19 protein-coding genes are annotated in these 16,804 nt (G+C 67.0%); 9 read left to right on the forward strand and 10 right to left on the reverse strand.

Annotated elements, in window-relative coordinates:
• Position 1: 1 nt before the first annotated feature.
• From BoBH3_RS17420 to rph, 5 genes are read right to left on the reverse strand one after another with little or no spacing between them, the layout of a single operon-like run.
• Positions 2-388: a type II toxin-antitoxin system VapC family toxin gene (locus tag BoBH3_RS17420; protein ID WP_262332101.1), complete on the reverse strand. Its 387-nt coding sequence runs from the start codon at positions 386-388 to the stop codon at positions 2-4.
• Complete coding sequence (locus BoBH3_RS17425) at positions 385-618, reverse strand: type II toxin-antitoxin system Phd/YefM family antitoxin (protein WP_262332102.1); 234 nt, start codon at positions 616-618, stop codon at positions 385-387. The genes BoBH3_RS17420 and BoBH3_RS17425 overlap by 4 nt, the downstream gene beginning before the upstream one ends.
• Positions 619-677: 59 nt before the next feature.
• Positions 678-1,877 carry a radical SAM family heme chaperone HemW gene (gene hemW / locus BoBH3_RS17430; RefSeq protein WP_410050619.1) on the reverse strand — a complete coding sequence of 400 codons (1,200 nt, stop codon included), beginning with the start codon at positions 1,875-1,877 and terminating at the stop codon, positions 678-680.
• Positions 1,874-2,521 (reverse strand): RdgB/HAM1 family non-canonical purine NTP pyrophosphatase, encoded by a 648-nt coding sequence (gene rdgB / locus BoBH3_RS17435; RefSeq protein WP_262332103.1) that lies wholly within the window; start codon positions 2,519-2,521, stop codon positions 1,874-1,876. The genes hemW and rdgB overlap by 4 nt, the downstream gene beginning before the upstream one ends.
• Positions 2,522-2,523: 2 nt before the next feature.
• The gene (gene rph, locus BoBH3_RS17440; RefSeq protein WP_262332104.1) at positions 2,524-3,240 is read right to left on the reverse strand and encodes a ribonuclease PH; all 717 of its coding nucleotides are present in this window, start codon (positions 3,238-3,240) and stop codon (positions 2,524-2,526) included.
• A gap of 119 nt (positions 3,241-3,359) precedes the next feature.
• Here rph and hrcA point away from each other — a divergent pair, with 119 nt between their 5' ends.
• Positions 3,360-4,445, forward strand: a complete 1,086-nt coding sequence (gene hrcA / locus BoBH3_RS17445; RefSeq protein WP_262332105.1) for a heat-inducible transcriptional repressor HrcA — start codon at positions 3,360-3,362, stop codon at positions 4,443-4,445.
• Between the two features lie 7 nt (positions 4,446-4,452).
• Here hrcA and BoBH3_RS17450 read toward each other — a convergent pair whose 3' ends face one another.
• The gene (locus tag BoBH3_RS17450) at positions 4,453-5,412 is read right to left on the reverse strand and encodes a homocysteine S-methyltransferase family protein (protein WP_262332106.1); all 960 of its coding nucleotides are present in this window, start codon (positions 5,410-5,412) and stop codon (positions 4,453-4,455) included.
• A 245-nt stretch (positions 5,413-5,657) separates the two neighbouring features.
• On the opposite strand from BoBH3_RS17450, the gene BoBH3_RS17455 reads away from it, so the two are divergent.
• Both BoBH3_RS17455 and BoBH3_RS17460 read left to right on the forward strand, forming a co-directional pair.
• Positions 5,658-6,281 carry a TetR/AcrR family transcriptional regulator gene (locus BoBH3_RS17455; RefSeq protein WP_262332107.1) on the forward strand — a complete coding sequence of 208 codons (624 nt, stop codon included), beginning with the start codon at positions 5,658-5,660 and terminating at the stop codon, positions 6,279-6,281.
• A 110-nt stretch (positions 6,282-6,391) separates the two neighbouring features.
• On the forward strand, positions 6,392-6,640 hold the full coding sequence (locus tag BoBH3_RS17460) for a DUF3297 family protein (protein ID WP_262332108.1): 249 nt from the start codon (positions 6,392-6,394) through the stop codon (positions 6,638-6,640).
• 117 nt (positions 6,641-6,757) lie between these two features.
• Here BoBH3_RS17460 and BoBH3_RS17465 read toward each other — a convergent pair whose 3' ends face one another.
• Positions 6,758-7,291 (reverse strand): GNAT family N-acetyltransferase, encoded by a 534-nt coding sequence (locus BoBH3_RS17465; RefSeq protein ID WP_262332109.1) that lies wholly within the window; start codon positions 7,289-7,291, stop codon positions 6,758-6,760.
• A complete protein-coding gene (locus tag BoBH3_RS17470; protein WP_262332110.1) occupies positions 7,288-7,884 on the reverse strand; it encodes a helix-turn-helix domain-containing protein in 597 nt (198 codons plus the stop codon). The genes BoBH3_RS17465 and BoBH3_RS17470 overlap by 4 nt, the downstream gene beginning before the upstream one ends.
• A gap of 103 nt (positions 7,885-7,987) precedes the next feature.
• Here BoBH3_RS17470 and lepA point away from each other — a divergent pair, with 103 nt between their 5' ends.
• The 5 genes from lepA (at position 7,988) to BoBH3_RS17495 (ending at position 13,185) form a co-directional block, all read left to right on the forward strand.
• Entirely contained in the window at positions 7,988-9,793 is a 1,806-nt protein-coding gene (gene lepA / locus BoBH3_RS17475; protein ID WP_262332111.1) for a translation elongation factor 4, read from the forward strand.
• 62 nt (positions 9,794-9,855) lie between these two features.
• Entirely contained in the window at positions 9,856-10,062 is a 207-nt protein-coding gene (locus BoBH3_RS17480; protein WP_262332112.1) for a CsbD family protein, read from the forward strand.
• A 114-nt stretch (positions 10,063-10,176) separates the two neighbouring features.
• Complete coding sequence (locus tag BoBH3_RS17485; protein WP_262332113.1) at positions 10,177-10,923, forward strand: SDR family NAD(P)-dependent oxidoreductase; 747 nt, start codon at positions 10,177-10,179, stop codon at positions 10,921-10,923.
• A 20-nt stretch (positions 10,924-10,943) separates the two neighbouring features.
• Positions 10,944-12,161 (forward strand): acyl-CoA dehydrogenase family protein, encoded by a 1,218-nt coding sequence (locus tag BoBH3_RS17490; RefSeq protein WP_262332114.1) that lies wholly within the window; start codon positions 10,944-10,946, stop codon positions 12,159-12,161.
• A gap of 4 nt (positions 12,162-12,165) precedes the next feature.
• Positions 12,166-13,185, forward strand: coding sequence for a phosphotransferase family protein (locus BoBH3_RS17495; RefSeq protein WP_262332115.1), 1,020 nt, complete (start codon positions 12,166-12,168; stop codon positions 13,183-13,185).
• Between the two features lie 29 nt (positions 13,186-13,214).
• Here BoBH3_RS17495 and eutC read toward each other — a convergent pair whose 3' ends face one another.
• A complete protein-coding gene (eutC, locus tag BoBH3_RS17500; RefSeq protein ID WP_262332116.1) occupies positions 13,215-13,988 on the reverse strand; it encodes an ethanolamine ammonia-lyase subunit EutC in 774 nt (257 codons plus the stop codon).
• Complete coding sequence (locus tag BoBH3_RS17505; protein WP_262332117.1) at positions 13,985-15,373, reverse strand: ethanolamine ammonia-lyase subunit EutB; 1,389 nt, start codon at positions 15,371-15,373, stop codon at positions 13,985-13,987. The genes eutC and BoBH3_RS17505 overlap by 4 nt, the downstream gene beginning before the upstream one ends.
• Positions 15,374-15,667: 294 nt before the next feature.
• On the opposite strand from BoBH3_RS17505, the gene BoBH3_RS17510 reads away from it, so the two are divergent.
• Positions 15,668-16,804, forward strand: coding sequence for an ABC transporter substrate-binding protein (locus tag BoBH3_RS17510; protein ID WP_262332118.1), 1,137 nt, complete (start codon positions 15,668-15,670; stop codon positions 16,802-16,804).

Below are 16,804 nucleotides of genomic sequence, written 5' to 3' on the forward strand. Positions count from 1 at the left end.
GCTACCAGAGGCGTTTGACGGCGAAGCCGTCGAACAGGGCCTCGTTCGAAATCAGCACCATGTCCTCGGATTGGGCCTGCGCGATCAGGAGGCGGTCGAACGGGTCCTTGTGCGCGATGTTCATCTCGCCGGCCCGCAGCGCATGGTGGATGCTGATCGGCAGTTCGCTAAAGCCTTGATCGGCGATGATCGTCTCGAAGTCCTGCGCCAGCAGCGCCGCATCGGGGAGCTTGCCGATGCGGAATTTGGTGGCCACCTCCATCGCCGAGGCGGCGCTGACGGCGATGCTGTTGGCCTCGTCCCCGATAGCGTCGCGGGCGCGGTCGCTCAGCGCCTCGTCACCTGCAAGCCACCAGATCAAGGCGTGCGTGTCGAGCAGCAGCCTCAAGTGAGATTCCAGCCGCCAAGCTCGCTGTCAGGCAGCGGCTCATTAAAGCGCGCGTCGATGGCGATCTTTCCCTTGAGGGCTCCGAAGCGTCGCTTGCCGCGTGGCGCGACCGGCACGAGGCGCACCACCGGTACGTTGCCGCGGGCGATGACCACGTCTCCACCTTCGAGCGCGTCGGCAATCAGCTTGGACAGGTTCGTCTTGGCGTCGTGAACCGAGAACTGGGCCATCGAGTATCCCTCTTAGCTAACAAGGTAGCTAAGAGGGATCCGGCAGGCAAGAGACGCGCTCAAGCAGCCAGATCGGCCACCAGCGCGTCGAGCAGCAGCGCCCCCTCGGGCGTGGCGGCGAGCTTGCCGCCGGGCCGGCGCATCAGGAGCTTGTCGTCGATCAGGCTGGCGATCCGCTTCTCGTTCAGTGGCCGCCCGGCCAGCGCCCGGAACACGGAGGGGTCGATGCCCTCGACGAGCCGAAGCCCCATCAGAAGATATTCGTCGCCCTGCGATTCCGTGCCGAGCACCTCGTCCTCGACCAGCGCATGGCCTTCGGCCTCGACCCGATCCAGCCAGATCTCCGGCCTCTTCTCGGTCGAATGTGCCGTGCGGCCCTGCGCCGTGACCAGCCGGCCATGGGCGCCGGGGCCGACGCCGGCATATTCGCCATAGCGCCAATAGACCAGGTTGTGCCGGCATTCGGCGCCGGGCCGCGCATGGTTCGAGATCTCGTAGACCGGCAGACCGTGCTTCTCCGTGATCTCCTGCGTCATCTCGTAGAGCGCAGCGCCCGCCTCATGATCGGGGATGGCGAGCTTGCCGGCCCGGAACAGCCGCTCGAATGCGGTGCCGGGCTCGATGGTGAGCTGGTAGAGCGAGAGATGCTCGGCCGCATGGCTGATCGCCAGCTCCAGCTCCGCGCGCCAGAGCGCGGGCGTCTGTGCCGGCGAGCGGGCATAGATCAGGTCGAAGGAATAGCGCTCGAAATAGCGCCGCGCGATCGCGACGGCGGCGAGTGCTTCCTCTGCGGAGTGCATTCGCCCAAGCGACTTGAGGTCGGCGTCGTTGAGTGCCTGCACGCCGAGCGAAACTCGGTTGACGCCCGCGGCCCGGAAATCGGCGAACCGCCCGGCCTCGACGCTGGTCGGGTTGGCTTCGAGCGAGACCTCGCAGTTCGGGTCGACGGTCCAGTATTCGCCGATGGCGTCGAGGATCGCGCCGACGGTGCGGCCCTCCATCAGCGAGGGTGTGCCGCCGCCGAAGAAGATCGAGGTCACGGTTCGGCCGGGAGTGAGCGCGGCGCGATGCGCGATCTCGCGGCGGAAGGCGGCGATATAGCGGGCCTGGTCCGGCGGCTGCAGCCGGACATGGCTGTTGAAGTCGCAATAGGGGCATTTGGCCAGGCAGAAGGGCCAGTGCACATAGACGGCGAAGCCCGCATCCGCGGTCGGATGCAGGGCAGGCGGCCGCTCGACGAGGGCGGCCGCGGTGCTCACGACGGCTTCCTCAGGCAGGCGGCAGCGAGCGCATGGAAGGCGCGCGCCCGATGCGACAATCCCGGCGAGCCATCGGCCGGAATGCCGTGCTTCTCCTGCGCCGTCATCTCGCCGAAGGTCTTGGCGTGGCCGTCCGGCAGGAAGATCGGATCGTAGCCGAAGCCCCCAGCGCCGCGCGCATGCTCGGTGACGGTGCCGAAGACCCGCCCCTCGAACAGCTCCTGATGCCCGTCCGGCCAGGCGATCACCAGGGCCGAGACGAAATGCGCCTTGCGCTTGTCGGGGGTGGTCGCCCCGCGCTTGGCCAGCTCCACCTGCACCCGCGAAATCGCCGGGGCGAAATCCTTGCCCGGCCCGGCCCAGTTGGCCGAGAACAGGCCGGGCGCCCCGTCGAGCGCATCGACGCAGATGCCGGAATCGTCCGAGAGGGCGGGCAGGCCGCTCGCGCTCGTCGCGGCGACGGCTTTGATCGCCGCATTCTCCGAGAACATGTAGCCGTCCTCGACCGGCTCCGGCAGGCCTAGTTCACCGGCCGAGACCAGCTCGACGCCATAAGGCGCCAGGAGCTCGCGCATCTCGCGCAGCTTGCCCTGGTTATGGGTCGCGATCACGACCTTGCCGGAGAGGGTGCGATGCCCGCTCATGCTCAGGCCACCGCGGCCTTCTGCAGCGTGACGAGCTTGCCGATGCCGTCCTTGGCGAGCCTGAGCAGCGAGAGCAGCTCGTCTTCCGAGAAGGGCGCGCCCTCGGCCGTGCCCTGCACCTCGACGAGGCCGCCCGAGCCGGTGATGACGAAATTGGCGTCGGTCTGGGCGCCGGAATCCTCGACATAGTCGAGGTCGATCACCGGCGCGCCGGCAACGATGCCGCAGGAGACGGCCGCGACATGGTCCTTCAGCGGGTTCGTGCCCTTGAGCAGCCCGCGGCCCTCCATCCACTTCAGCGCGTCGTGTAGCGCGACCCAGGCGCCGGTGATCGAGGCCGTGCGCGTGCCGCCATCGGCCTGCAGCACGTCGCAATCGACGACGATCTGGCGCTCACCGATCGCGGTCAGATCGACCACCGCGCGAAGCGAGCGGCCGACGAGCCGCTGGATTTCCTGCGTGCGGCCGGAGGGCTTGCCGGAGGTGACCTCGCGGCGCGTGCGCTCATGGGTAGCGCGCGGCAGCATCGAATATTCGGCGGTGACCCAGCCCTTGCCGGTGCCGCGCAGCCAGGGCGGCCCCTTTTCCTCGACGGTCGCGGCGCAGAGCACCTTCGTCTCGCCGAATGTCACCATGCAGGAGCCCTCGGCATAGCGCACCACGCCGCGTTCGAGCGTGACCTTGCGCATCTCGTCTGCGGCGCGTTTGGAGGGTCGCATGAAGCTGTCCTGTCTGTCTTGAGAGGTGCGGCTTGTAGGCGTTCGCGCCGCGCCGGGCAAGGCGGAAGGCCGGTCTTGCCCCTTGATCGGCGCCCCCGGCATGACGACAATAGGAAACGATGAGTGGCCACACCCGACCCCCGGAGACGACAAGCAGCCTGGTCGAGATCGACCAGCGCTCGCGCGAGATCTTCCGCCAGATCGTCGACGGCTACCTGACGACGGGGGAGCCGGTCGGCTCGCGCAACATCGCCCGCCTCCTGCCGATGGCGCTGTCGCCCGCGACGGTGCGCAACGTCATGACCGACCTGGAGCTGGCCGGGCTGATCTACGCGCCGCACACCTCCGCCGGGCGCCTGCCCACCGAGCGGGGCCTGCGCTTCTTCGTCGACGCGATGATGGAGGTCGGCAATCTCACCGCCGATGAGCGCGCGCGCATCGAGGCGCAGATCAGGGCCGGCGCCGGCCAGCGCAACTTCGACCAGACGCTGACCGAGGCCTCGGCGCTGCTCTCGGGCCTTTCGCGCGGCGCCGGCGTCGTCGTCACCACTAAGGCCGACCCGCGGCTGAAGCACATCGAGTTCGTGCGGCTCGACCCCGCCCGCGCGCTGGTCGTGCTGGTGGCGGAGGACGGCACGGTGGAGAACCGCCTGCTCGCCCTGCCGGTCGGGCTGCCGGCCTCCGCGCTGATGGAGGCCGCGAACTTCCTCAACGCCCGCATTCTCGGCAAGACGCTGGCCGAGCTGCGCGGTGAGATCGGAACGCAGCGTGCCTTGATGGAGCGGGAGCTCGACACGCTCACCGCCCGGCTCGTCGAGAGCGGCATCGCCACGCAGGCCGGCCCCGGCAGCGACCGCCACCTGATCGTGCGGGGCCAGGCCAATCTGCTCGACGACCTCAGGGCCCAGGAGGATCTCGAGCGCATCCGCATGCTCTTCGGCGATCTCGAGACGCAGACCGACGTCATCGATCTGCTGACCCGCGCCGAGCAGGGCGACGGCGTGCGCATCTTCATCGGCTCGGAGAACAAGCTATTCTCGATGTCGGGCTCCTCGATGGTGGCGGCGCCCTTCCGCGATGCGGAGCAGCGCATCGTCGGCGTCGTCGGCATCATCGGCCCGACGCGGCTGAACTACGCCCGCATCGTGCCGATGGTCGATTACACCGCCAAGGTGGTCGGCCGCCTGATCGGCGGCGACCGCTGAGGCGTTCTCAGGCGCTCAGGGCCACAGGCGGAACGCAGGCTTCACATACGGCGGCGACATGTCGATGGTCGGTGCCGCAGCAGCCGCCGAGGATGTGGAAGCTCGGGAAATTCCGCCTGAGAACCTGATAGCGCCGGCCGAGATCGGCGGGATCGCCCTCATCCAGCGTCTCCGAATCGTCGAGCTCGGCATGACTGAGCATCGAGGCGTTGGCCCGCACGCCATGCACCCGCTTCATCCAGCCCTCGCCCGCCTCCAGCGCCTTCTCGAAATGCACCGGATGGGCGCAGTTGATCATGTAGTAGAGCGGGGCGCCGCCTGTCTCGTCATCGACGATCTCGACGGCCTCGCGCAGCGACCGGCCGCTGATCAGCCTGCCGTCGGTCTCGACCGTGAAGGAGATCGCGCAGGGCATGTCGTGTGCCTGCGCGGCGTTGGAGATACCGATCGCCTCCTCGATGCTGCCCAGCGTGTAGGCCGCGACCATGTCGGCCTGCGATTCGGCGAAGGTCGCGATCTGCACGCTGTGATAGGCCTCGGCTTCGTCCCGCGCCATGCGGCCTTCCTTGTAGCCGTCGCCGCGCGGGCCGATCGCCCCCGAGATGACGCAAGGCATGGAGGGCGTCTCCCAGCGCTCGCGCAACTCGCTCAGCAGCGTGATCGAAGCCAGGTTCGCCGCCTTGAGCGCCTTCGCGTCATAGTCAAGCTTCGTCCCCCAATCGGGATTGGCGCGCCAGGACGCGCTGTCGAGCACGAAGCCGACGCCGCGCCCCTGCGCGATGGCGAGGTACTTCTCGTAATAGGCGATGAGATGCTTCCTGCCCTCCTCGCTCGCGAGCAGGGTGAAGGAGGCGAAATGCGGCAGCTCCAGCCCGTCATGGAAGATCAGGGTCGTTTCCATGCCGCCGTCGCTGAGGAAGACGCTGCTGCCCTGCATCTGCGGTAGGGCATGCCGATACTTGGCCATCTGTGTTGCTCCGCTCGAGGTTTCAGCCGGCCCGGATGGCCTTGTCGGACCCGCCGGGGATGCGCTGGTTATCTCCCGCGACCATGCTCCCGGACTAGCCGGCTTGCGGTACGGAGCGGGCACGTAAGCGGAAAGTCGTTAGAATACAGTGCGTTGCACATGCGCGTGGCGCGTGTGGGCGCAGTCATGCTAGGTTGCGAGCGCGTAAAACCACACCAGCGGTACAGTTTTCCGGAGGTCCTGCCGTGAGCAAGGGCATCGCCACGCGTGACCGCATCCTCGCGATTGCCGAGGCGGGCGTTCTGGAAAAGGGCTTCGGTGCGACCTCGATCGAGGAGGTCATCGCCGAGGCTGGCATCACCAAGAGCGGATTCTTCTATCATTTCCGGGATAAGAACGAGCTCGCCCATGAGATGCTGAAGCGCTATGTCGCGAGCAACGACCAGCTCTTCGACGAAATCTTCGCGCGCGGCCGCGAATTATCCGACGACCCGCTGCAGGCGTTCCTGATCTCGCTCAAGCTTCTGGCCGAGGTGATGTCCGATCTGCCCAATGGCCATCCCGGCTGCCTGATCGCCAGCATCTGCTATCAGGAGCGCCTCTACGACCGCGAGGTGCGCGAACTCACCGCCCGCTCCGTCCGGGGCTGGAACGCCCGCTTCCGCGGCATCCTCGAGGAGATCGCGGTGGTCCACCCGCCGCGCGAGCCGGTCGATCTCGCTGATCTCGCCGACATGCTCTCCTGCGTCGTCGACGGGGGCATCATCATGTCGAAGACGCTGGGCGATCCAAGCCGCCTGGCGCGGCAGGTTCTGGCCTTCCGCAGCTTCGTGAAGCTGATCTTCTCCGAGCCGCAGCGAGCGTCCTAGGCGGCAGGAGATCGCCCCCCGCAATCGGCTGGATTTGGCATCGCCGCATTGACGCGCTACCTGTCGGCCAAGGGCGCGAACGCCCGCTTCGTAAGATCAAGGCTCAAGAGATGACCGAAACGCTTCCCGACCGCCTCTCCGTCAATCCGGACAGCCCCTATTACAATGCCGACGTGCTGGCTCAGGACATCGGCATCCGCTTCAAGGGCGTCGAGAAGACCAATGTTGAGGAATACTGCGTCTCCGAAGGCTGGGTGAAGGTCGCGGCCGGCAATGCCAAGGATCGCTTTGGCCGGCCGATGACGATCACGCTCAAGGGCCCTGTCGAGCCCTATATCCGTGGTACGGCGGAAGGCTGAGGCGCCGTTTCCGCCCGCGTCATTCTCGGGCTTGACCCGAGAATCTGATGCCGCAGGGAGCGTCGGAGCCTCATCCCGAAAGAGATGCTCGGGTCAGGCCCGAGCATGACGCCCTGCTCAGCGCAGGTCCTTGTAGAAGAACGTCGCGCCGCAATCGGCACCGTCCGGCATCAGCGCATAACGCGGAATGGTGCCGACCTCGACGAAGCCGAGGCTGGTATAGAGCGCATGCGCCGCGCTCGCCCCGTCGGTGTCGAGCACCAGCAGATTGCGTCCGCGGCGCAGCGCCTCGGCTTCTGCGGCCTGCATCAGCCGGGAGGCGATGCCGCGCCGGCGCGCCTGCGAATGGACCAGCACCTTGGCGATCTCGGCGCGATGCGGCTGGTTCGGCTTGCCGATCAGCTGGATCTGCGTCGTGGCGACGATGCGCCCGGCGAGCGATGCGGCAAACAGCACCGTCCGCCCCGCCGCCACCTCCGCGACGACGCCCTCCCAGAAGCGCTCGTATTCGGCCGCAGCCGCATCGGCCATGAAGCCGACCGAGGCACCGCTGGCGACAGCATCGGCGAGGATGCCGCAGAGCGCCGGGATGGCGGCGCGCGCCCCGGCCTCGTCGAGCTGCGCGATCGTGATCTCGTCCTTCGCCGTCATACCCTTGTCCTGTTCCATTCGTCGGCGGCCGTCAGCACGACCGCGTAGCGCGCCGGCACCGTGCCGGGATTGTGGAAGCTGATCGGCCCGTCGAGCAGCATGGCGAGGCAGTCCCCGGCCGCGAGCCGCTGCTCCTTCTCGCCGAGGCTGAGGACCAACTCGCCCTCCAGCAGCCAGATCTGCTGGTCGAGGCGGAAGCCGGCGCGCGGCCCTTCCAGCAGCACGCGGGCGCCGGCCGGCATCTCGACCTCGACGATCTCCAGCCGCGAGCCGGTGCCCGGCGGCGAGACGGAGCGACGCAGATAGCCGCTGGCCGGGTCGACCCAGATCGGCTGGTCGGCGCGGGCGGCAAAGGGGCCGGAACCGCGCTCCTCATGGAAGAGTGCCGAGATCAGGATGCCGAGCCCCGCGCAGAGCCGGTCGAGCAGGGCCGCGGTCGGGCTCGATTCGCCGCGCTCGACGCGCGAGATCATCGCTCGGCTGACACCGGAGCGCTCGGCGAGATCGTCCAGCGTCAGGTCGCGGCTCTGCCGCATCGCCTTAATGCGGCGGCCGATGCGGGCGTCCAGTTCCAGAGTTTCAGGAGATTCCATGATAATAGACAATGTCTGATATCATGGAATCGTCAAGCCTCGAATGACCCGCCGGCGCGGCAACATGCTTGGCGCAACGCGGCATCACTGCTATGGCGCGCGCATGAGCACCCGTTCCATCGACAATATCCGCAACTTCTCGATCGTCGCCCATATCGACCACGGGAAGTCGACGCTGGCCGATCGTCTGATCCAGCAGACCGGCACCGTCGCCGCCCGCGACATGAGCGAGCAGATCCTCGACTCGATGGATATCGAGAAGGAGCGGGGCATCACCATCAAGGCCCAGACGGTGCGGCTGGACTACAAGGCCAAGGATGGCAAGGACTACGTCCTGAACCTGATGGACACCCCCGGCCACGTCGACTTCGCCTATGAGGTCTCGCGCTCGCTCGCGGCCTGCGAGGGTTCGCTGCTGGTTGTCGACGCCTCTCAGGGCGTCGAGGCGCAGACGCTCGCCAACGTCTATCAGGCGCTCGACGCCAACCATGAGATCGTCACCGTCCTCAACAAGATCGACCTGCCGGCGGCCGAGCCGGAGCGCATCAAGCAGCAGATCGAGGATGTGATCGGCCTTGACGCCTCGGAGGCCGTGCCGATCTCGGCCAAGACCGGCCTGAACATCGAGGGCGTGCTGGAGGCGATCGTCCAGAAGCTGCCCGCACCGAAGGGCGACCCTGACGCGCCCCTGAAGTGCCTGCTGGTCGACAGCTGGTACGACGCCTATCTTGGCGTCGTCGTGCTGGTGCGCGTCATCGACGGCGTGCTGAAGAAGGGCATGACGATCCGCATGATGCGCGCCAATGCCTCCTATGGCGTCGACCGGGTCGGCGTGTTCAAGCCCAAGATGACCGAGGTCAAGCAGCTCGGCCCGGGCGAGGTCGGCTTCTTCACCGCCTCGATCAAGGAAGTGGCGGATACCGCCGTCGGCGATACGATCACCGACGAGAAGAAGCCGATCGCGGAGCCGCTACCGGGCTTCAAGCCGGTGCAGCCGGTGGTGTTCTGCGGCATCTTCCCCGTCGATGCCGCTGATTTCGAGGTGCTCCGCGCCGCCATGTCGCGGCTGCGGCTGAACGATGCGAGCTTCTCCTACGAGATGGAGACCTCGGCCGCGCTCGGCTTCGGCTTCCGCTGCGGGTTTCTCGGGCTGCTGCACCTGGAGATCATCCAGGAGCGGCTGGAGCGTGAGTTCAACCTCAACCTGATCTCGACCGCACCGTCGGTGGTGTACCACCTGAAGCTGCGCGACGGCACGACGCTGGAGCTGCACAACCCGGCCGACATGCCGGACGTGATGAAGATCGAGTTCATCGAGGAGCCCTGGATCAAGGCGACGATCTTCACGCCGGACGAATATCTCGGCTCGGTGCTGAAGCTCTGCCAGGACCGACGCGGCGTCCAGACCGACCTGTCCTATGTCGGCGCACGCGCCCGGGTCGTCTATGACCTGCCGCTGAACGAGGTCGTTTTCGACTTCTACGACCGGCTGAAATCGATCTCGAAGGGCTACGCCTCCTTCGACTACCAGATCACCGACTATCGCGAGGGCGATCTCGTGCGCATGTCGCTGCTGGTCAACGCGGAGCCCGTCGACGCGCTCTCCATGCTGGTGCACCGCTCGCGCGCCGAGGCCCGCGGACGCGCCATGTGCGAGAAGCTCAAGGAGCTGATCCCGCCGCATATGTTCCAGATCCCGGTGCAGGCGGCGATCGGCGGCAAGATCATCGCCCGCGAGACCATCCGCGCGCTGCGCAAGGACGTGACCGCCAAATGCTATGGCGGCGACGCCACGCGCAAAAGAAAGCTTCTGGAGAAGCAGAAGGAAGGCAAGAAGAAGATGCGGCAGTTCGGCAAGGTCGAAATCCCGCAGGAAGCCTTCATCGCCGCCCTCAAGATGGACGATTGAGGCAACCTTCCCGCCCTTCGCGCGTTGTTCCTTCATACCCAACAGCGAGAAGGAGCGTCCCGATGGACTGGAATCGCGTTGAAGGAAACTGGAAGCAGCTCAAGGGCAAGGTCAAGGAGCAGTGGGGCAAGCTGACCGATGACGATCTCGACGTCATCGCCGGCAAGCGCGACCAGCTCGAAGGCAAAATCCAGGAGCGTTACGGCCTCGCCAAGGATCAGGTCCGCAGCGACGTCGACACCTGGTACGATGGCCAGAAGTTTCACTGACGGCTGCTGCGGCCAGTTGGCTGCAGCCTGAATCGGAGAGCCCGGCATTCGCCGGGCTCTTTGCATGTCGGGACACCTCTTGATCGGCCGCGGCAACCGGCCGAATGTCGTCCTATGTTCGACGATCTATCAGGCAAGAGCGCTCTGGTGACGGGCGCCTCGGGCGGGCTGGGCCTGCATTTCGCCAGGCTGCTCGCGCGCCACGGCGTCGTGGTGACGCTGGCCGCGCGACGGCAGGTGGCGCTGGAAGCGGCCTGCGGCGAGATCGCGATGGAGGGCGGGCGCGTCCGAAGCCTGCTTCTAGATGTCGCCGATGCCGCTTCGGTGGCGGAGGCGCTGGCCGACCGTGCCTTCGACATCCTGATCAACAATGCAGGCATCAGCGGTGCAGCCAGGGCGGCCGATCTCACCGAAGCCGGCTGGGACGATGTGTTGGACACCAATCTGAAGGGCGTCTTTCTGGTGTCGCAAGCCGTGGCGCGCGGGATGCGCGAAGCCGGCCGGGGCGGCGCCATCGTCAACATCGCCTCGATCCTCGGCCATCGAGTCGCGGGCGGCGTCGCGGCCTATGCGGCGTCCAAGGCGGGTGTCATCCAGCTCAGCAAGGCGCTCGCGCTCGAATGGGCGCGCGACGGCATCCGCGTCAATGCGCTCTGCCCCGGCTATATCGAGACTGACATCAACCGCGACTTCTTCGCCACCGAGCCCGGCCAGCAACTGATCCGGCGCATCCCGCAGCGCCGGCTCGGACAGCCCGAGGAACTCGATGGCGCGCTGCTGCTGCTCGCATCGGCCGCCGGCAGCTACATCACCGGCTCGACCATCGAGGTCGATGGCGGCCATCTCGTTTCGTCCTTGTGATCCTGCCCGTGAGCGTGCCGATGAATTTCGAGATATCCCCGCGCATCGAGGACTATCGCGGGCGCATCGCCGCCTTCGTCGAGAGCGAGATCATGCCGCTGGAGGCGGACCGTGCCTCCTACGACGAGCATGGCAACATCACCTTGCCCCTGCTGGACAGGATGCGGGCGAAAGCGCGGGCCGAAGGGCTCTGGTGCCTGCAGCTCAAGCCGGAGAACGGCGGGGCGGGCCTCGGCCGGATGGGCATGGCGGTTTGCTACGAGGAGATGAACCGCTCGATCTTCGGCCCCGCCGTCTTCAACTCGGCCGCGCCCGACGACGGCAACATGATGGTGCTGGAAGCTCTCGGCACGGACTATCAGAAGGAACGCTGGCTGAAGCCTATCGTCGAGGGCAAGGTCCGCTCCGCCTTCGCCATGACCGAGCCGCATCCCGGCGGCGGCTCCGACCCGTCGATGATCCTGACCCGGGCCGAGAAGCGCGGCGACCGCTATGTCATCAGCGGCCGCAAATGGTTCATCACCGGCGCGGAGGAGGCGAAGCACTTCATTATCGTCGCTCGCACCTCGGACGATCCGCGCAACGGCCTGACCGCCTTCCTCTTTCATGCAGACCAGCCCGGCTGGCGCATTACGCGCCGCATCGAGATCATGGGCCCGGAGGAGCATGGCGGCCATTGCGAGCTCGAATTCGATGGGCTCGAGATTCCGGCCGAGGATGTCTTCGCCGGCGAGGGCCGGGGCATGAAGATGACGCAGGTGCGGCTCGGCCCGGCGCGCCTGACCCATTGCATGCGCTGGCTCGGCCTCTCCAAGCGCTGCATCGAGATCGCGCAGGCCTATGCGGCCGAGCGCTACGGCTTCGGGGTGCGCCTCGCCGACCGCGAGAGCATCCAGGTCAAGCTCGGCGATCTCGCCATGCGCATCGAGATCGGCCGGCTTCTGGTGATGAAGGCGGCCTGGGAGTTGGACCGCGGCGGCTTCGCCCGCAAGGAGGTGTCGATGGCGAAAGTCCAGGTCGCCAATGTCCTCCACGATGCCGCCGACGTCGCGATCCAGGTCAACGGCGCGCGCGGCTATTCGAAGGACACCGTGCTGGAATGGATCTACCGCTATGCCCGCCAGGCGCGGCTGGTGGACGGTGCAGACGAGGTCCACAAGATGGTGCTGAACCGCTTCCTCACGGAGGAGGGGCGGGAGTTCTGGCGCTGGCCGGTCGCCGGCGCGGCGCAGGGCTGAGGCGATGGCGTCGGAGGGCAGGCTCGATTTCGACCCGGCCGCGCTCGCGGCCTTCCTGCGCGAGCGCCTCGGCGATGGCGAGCTTTCCGTCGAACGGATCGGCGGTGGCCAATCCAATCCGACCTATTTCGTTGGCTATGGAGCGCAAAGGCTGGTGCTGCGCAAGCAGCCGGCGGGGCCGATCCTGCGCGGCGCCCACGCGGTTGACCGCGAGTTCCGCGTCCTGCAGGCGCTGGCGGAAACCGATGTGCCGGTCCCTCGCGCCGTGCTCTTCCACGCCGAGCCCGAGCCGCTCGGCACACCCTTCTACCTGATGGAACGGCTGGAAGGCCGCGTCTTCTCGGATGCCGCGCTGCCGGGCCTCGAACCCGCCGAGCGGCGAGGCATCTATCTCGGCATGGCGGAGGCACTGGCGAAGCTCCATGCCGTCAGGCCCGAGACGGTCGGGCTCGGCGATTACGGCCGGCCCGGCAATTATTTCGAGCGCCAGATCGCGCGCTGGACGAAACAGCTTCGTGAATCGCCGGGCAACCGGATCGAAGCGCTGGAGACGGTCGCCGATTGGCTGCCGGCGCAGATGCCGCCCGATGACGGTCATGTCGCCATCGCCCATGGCGATTTCCGGCTCGGCAATCTGCTGTTCCATCCTGACAGGCCCGAGGTGGTCGGCATCCTCGACTGGGAGCTCTCGACGCTCGGCCACCCCCTCGCCGATCTCGGCTTCTGCGCCATGCCCTGGCACACCGCACCCGACGAATATGGCGGCATCCTCGGCCTCGACCATGTGGCGCTCGGCATCCCGACGGAGGCTGAGTTCCTCGCGCATTACTATGCCCATGCCGCGCCGACCGCGCCGCTCCAGCGCTTTCATCTCGTCTTCGCGCTCTTCCGCTTCGCGGTGATCTTCGTCGGTATCGCCGACCGGGTGCGTGCGGGCACAGCGGCTGCGGCCGATGCCGCGGATTATGCGCCGCTGGCCGAACGCTTTGCGCAGCGCGCGCGGGAGGCGATGGAGGGCGCGTAGGCTCGGAATGACGGCGTATTCCTGAAGCCCTACGGGGCGGCCAACCGAGGGCTCGTGCTGCTCGCGCTTTCGTCCTTGAGCGCGACGCCCGACAACCCGCGCGAAAGCGAGGCCTCGATCAGCCAGGCGGCGCGCGCCGCGGCCTCCGCCGGGCTCAACCCCGCACCATGGATGTTCGAGACGCAGTTGCGCTCGCCGTCGTTGCGGCCGGGGCGCGGCGCATGGGTGATGTAGAGTCCGAGGCTGTCGGGCGAGGACAGGCCCGGTCGCTCGCCGATGAGCAGCAGCGTCAGCCGCGCGCCGAGCAGCGCGCCGATCTCGTCCCCGATCGCGACCCGGCCCTGCGAGACGATCACCGCGGGCGAGAGCGACCAGCCATGCTGTTTCGAGAGCGGCAGGAAAGATGCGAGGAACGCCTCGGTCTGCGCCGTGACGGCGCTGGCCGAAAGCCCGTCCGCGATGACCAGCGCGATATCGCAACCTGCCTTCACTCTGGCTTCGACCGCAGTGCGGCTGGCTGCATCGAGGCTGCGGCCGAGATCCGGCCGCAGCAGGTAGGAGGCGCGCCCCGCCGCCCGGCTCGCCACGCGCAGACTGTCCAGCCCGAGCGTCCCGAGTTCGGCAGCCAGCCTGTCTTCGTCGAGCGCGGCATGGACGGCGTCGCGCGCCTGCGCATGGGCGAGCGCAAAGCGCAGCGTCTCATGCGTGCCAAGCCCTGATCCTGCACGCCCTAGGCCGATCCGGGCCGGCGTCAGCGCCGAAAGCCGCCCCCAGGGCTCGGAACGGGTATCGGGGGCGCTCACGCTACCAGCTCCGCCAGCGAGGATACGAGGCGCGGCGCGCCGGCCTGCGACAGCAGGCGTCCGTCGGTGCCGGTCAGGCCCTGCTCCTGCAGCCAGCGTTCGAATTCGGGCGCGCGCTTCAGGCCCAGCAGGTCGCGGATATAGAGCTGGTCGTGGAAGGAGGTGGACTGGTAGTTCAGCATCACGTCGTCGGCGCCGGGCACGCCCATGATGTAGGTGACGCCGGCGGCAGCGAGCAGCGTCAGCAGCCCATCCATGTCGTCCTGGTCGGCCTCGGCGTGGTTCGTGTAGCAGACGTCGCAGCCCAGCGGCAGGCCCATGAGCTTGCCGCAGAAATGGTCCTCGAGGCCGGCGCGGGTGATCTGCTTGCCGTCATAGAGATATTCCGGGCCGATGAAGCCGACGACCGTGTTGACCAGCAGCGGGTCGAAGGCGCGGCAGACCGCATAGGCCCGCGCTTCCAGGGTCTGCTGGTCGACGCCGTGATGCGCCTCCGCCGAGAGCGCCGAGCCCTGGCCGGTCTCGAAATACATCAGGTTCTGCCCGATCGTGCCGCGCTTCTGCGAAAGCCCGGCCTCATGGCCCTCGCGCAGCACGGCGAGGTCGATGCCGAAGGAGCGATTGGCAGCCTCCGTTCCCGCGACGGACTGGAACACCAGATCGACCGGCGCGCCGCGCCCGATCAGCTCGATCGAGGAGGTGACATGGGTCAGCACGCAGCCCTGCGTCGGGATGGCGTAGCGCTGGATCACCTCGTCGATCAGCTTGAGCAGGTCGGTCAGCACGCCGAGATTGTCCGAGACCGGGTTGATGCCGATCACGGCGTCGCCGCAGCCATAGGACAGCCCGTCGATGAGCGAGGCGGCGATACCGCGCTGGTCGTCGGCCGGATGGTTCGGCTGCAGGCGCACGGCCATGGTGCCGGGCAGGCCGATGGTGTTGCGGAAGCGCGTGACCACCCGGCACTTGCGCGCGACCGCGATCAGGTCCTGCAGCCGCATGATCTTGGAGACCGCCGCCGCCATCTCCGGCGTGATGCCCGGCGCAATCCGCGTGAGCGTCGCGCTCGTGGCCTCGTCCGAGAGCAGCCAGTCGCGGAAACCGCCGACCGTCAGGCTCGCGATCGGCGCGAAGGCCGCTGCATCATGCGAGTCCATGATGAGGCGGGTGACTTCGTCGGCCTCGTAGGGGATCAGCGCCTCATCGAGGAAGGTCTTCAGCGGCAGGTCGGCGAGCGCCATCCGGGCGGCGACGGATTCCTCCGCCGAAGCCGCTGCCAGCCCGGCGAGCTGGTCGCCCGAGCGCAGCGGCGTCGCCTTCGCCATGAGGTCGCGCAGGTCCTCGAAGACATAGCTCCGCGAACCGATGATATGGCGATAGACCACGCGCTTCACTCCCTACGGCCGGCGGTGGCTATGTCCGCCCGGCATCGGGATTTCCAGCACGAATCGTGCCGCCCGGCAAAGGCCGGGCGATGCCCGCGACTTACGGCCGGATTCCTGGCCGGAATGCTTCGAGCGCAACGCCGATCCAATGTTCGCGGATCGCGAATCCGGGCGAATACAAGAAAATCAGAGTATTCCTCTATTTAGAACAATTAAAAACAAGGAGATTTGCTTTGATGGTGGGGCGAAGATCGTGTTAGCGCGAGGGGCATTTCTCGACATGGACGGCCCAAAATGTTCGCTCTGTCCCGGCTGACGCGCCTTATCCCTGCTGTCGCGCTGTCTCTGGCGGTCCTCGCCGCCCCTCCCGCCCATGCTGAAACGATCGAGGTCACCGATCTCGCTGGCCGCGTGGTCAACGTCACGCGCGACCCCCAGAAGATCGTGCTCAGCGAAGGCCGGCAGCTCTACACGCTGGCGATGCTGGACCGCGACGACCCGTTCAAGCGCGTCGTCGGCTGGGGCAATGACCTGATCGAGAACGATCCGGGCGCCTGGCAGAAGTACCTGGCCAAGTTCCCGAAGGCCAAGGATGTCGCGAATATGGGCAACCCCTATGCCGCCGACGTCAGCATGGAGAAGATCGCCTCGCTCGGCACCGAGGTCTACATTCTCGATCTCTCCAACTACTTCAAGGCGCAGGAGACGGGCCTGCTCGGCAAGCTGGAGAAGGCCGGCATCACCACGGTCTTCGTCGATTTCCGCCAGGACCCGACCCAGAACGTGCTGCCGAGCGTCCAGCTGCTCGGCCGCATCCTCGGCCGCGAGAAGGAGGCCAATGCCTTCTCCGACTACTATATGCGCCAGACCCGCAGCATCTATGCCCGCGTCGGCGCGATTCCCGACAAGCAGAAGCCGATGGTCTTCGTCGAGCGCGCCGCCGGGCTGCTGCCCTGCTGCGCCACCTTCGGCCCCTTCAATTTCGGCCGCTTCATCGAGGAGGCGGGCGGGCGCAACTGGGGCAGCCAGTTCTTCACCGGCTTCCAGGCGCAGGCCGCGCAGGAGAAGGTGCTGACCGACAACCCGGACGTCTATTTCCTCACCGGCGCCAACTGGTACGGCAGCAATCCGGGCAGCAATGCCGTCAGCCTCGGCTATGACGCGACGCCGGAGAAGGTGCAGAAGGAAATCGCGGCGCTGATGCAGCGCCCCGGCTTCCCGCAGCTCAAGGCGGTGCAGGGCAAGAAGGTGATGGCCTTCTACCATCAGTTCTACGATGCGCCCTATTACTTCATCGCCGAGCTCGCCATGGCGAAGGAGTTCTATCCGGACCGGTTCAAGGACGTCGACCCGGAGGCGGTGTTCAAGGAATTCCACGAGAAGTTCCTGCCGATCACCTATTCCGGCGTATTCTGGGCAAAGCTGCAGTAA

The organism is Allobosea sp. BH3, from assembly GCF_025499465.1.
GTDB lineage: Bacteria > Pseudomonadota > Alphaproteobacteria > Rhizobiales > Beijerinckiaceae > Allobosea.

What these genes read in the sequence shown, in the direction of transcription:
- BoBH3_RS17485 (WP_262332113.1), top strand. Translation starts at nt 10,177, where the DNA reads ATGTTCGACGATCTATCAGGCAAGAGCGCTCTGGTGACGGGCGCCTCG.
- BoBH3_RS17425 (WP_262332102.1), bottom strand. Translation starts at nt 618, where the DNA reads ATGGCCCAGTTCTCGGTTCACGACGCCAAGACGAACCTGTCCAAGCTG.
- rdgB (WP_262332103.1), bottom strand. Translation starts at nt 2,521, where the DNA reads ATGAGCGGGCATCGCACCCTCTCCGGCAAGGTCGTGATCGCGACCCAT.
- BoBH3_RS17465 (WP_262332109.1), bottom strand. Translation starts at nt 7,291, where the DNA reads ATGACGGCGAAGGACGAGATCACGATCGCGCAGCTCGACGAGGCCGGG.
- BoBH3_RS17450 (WP_262332106.1), bottom strand. Translation starts at nt 5,412, where the DNA reads ATGGCCAAGTATCGGCATGCCCTACCGCAGATGCAGGGCAGCAGCGTC.
- rph (WP_262332104.1), bottom strand. Translation starts at nt 3,240, where the DNA reads ATGCGACCCTCCAAACGCGCCGCAGACGAGATGCGCAAGGTCACGCTC.
- BoBH3_RS17490 (WP_262332114.1), top strand. Translation starts at nt 10,944, where the DNA reads ATGAATTTCGAGATATCCCCGCGCATCGAGGACTATCGCGGGCGCATC.
- BoBH3_RS17460 (WP_262332108.1), top strand. Translation starts at nt 6,392, where the DNA reads ATGACCGAAACGCTTCCCGACCGCCTCTCCGTCAATCCGGACAGCCCC.
- BoBH3_RS17470 (WP_262332110.1), bottom strand. Translation starts at nt 7,884, where the DNA reads ATGGAATCTCCTGAAACTCTGGAACTGGACGCCCGCATCGGCCGCCGC.
- BoBH3_RS17480 (WP_262332112.1), top strand. Translation starts at nt 9,856, where the DNA reads ATGGACTGGAATCGCGTTGAAGGAAACTGGAAGCAGCTCAAGGGCAAG.
- lepA (WP_262332111.1), top strand. Translation starts at nt 7,988, where the DNA reads ATGAGCACCCGTTCCATCGACAATATCCGCAACTTCTCGATCGTCGCC.
- BoBH3_RS17495 (WP_262332115.1), top strand. Translation starts at nt 12,166, where the DNA reads ATGGCGTCGGAGGGCAGGCTCGATTTCGACCCGGCCGCGCTCGCGGCC.
- hrcA (WP_262332105.1), top strand. Translation starts at nt 3,360, where the DNA reads ATGAGTGGCCACACCCGACCCCCGGAGACGACAAGCAGCCTGGTCGAG.
- BoBH3_RS17510 (WP_262332118.1), top strand. Translation starts at nt 15,668, where the DNA reads ATGTTCGCTCTGTCCCGGCTGACGCGCCTTATCCCTGCTGTCGCGCTG.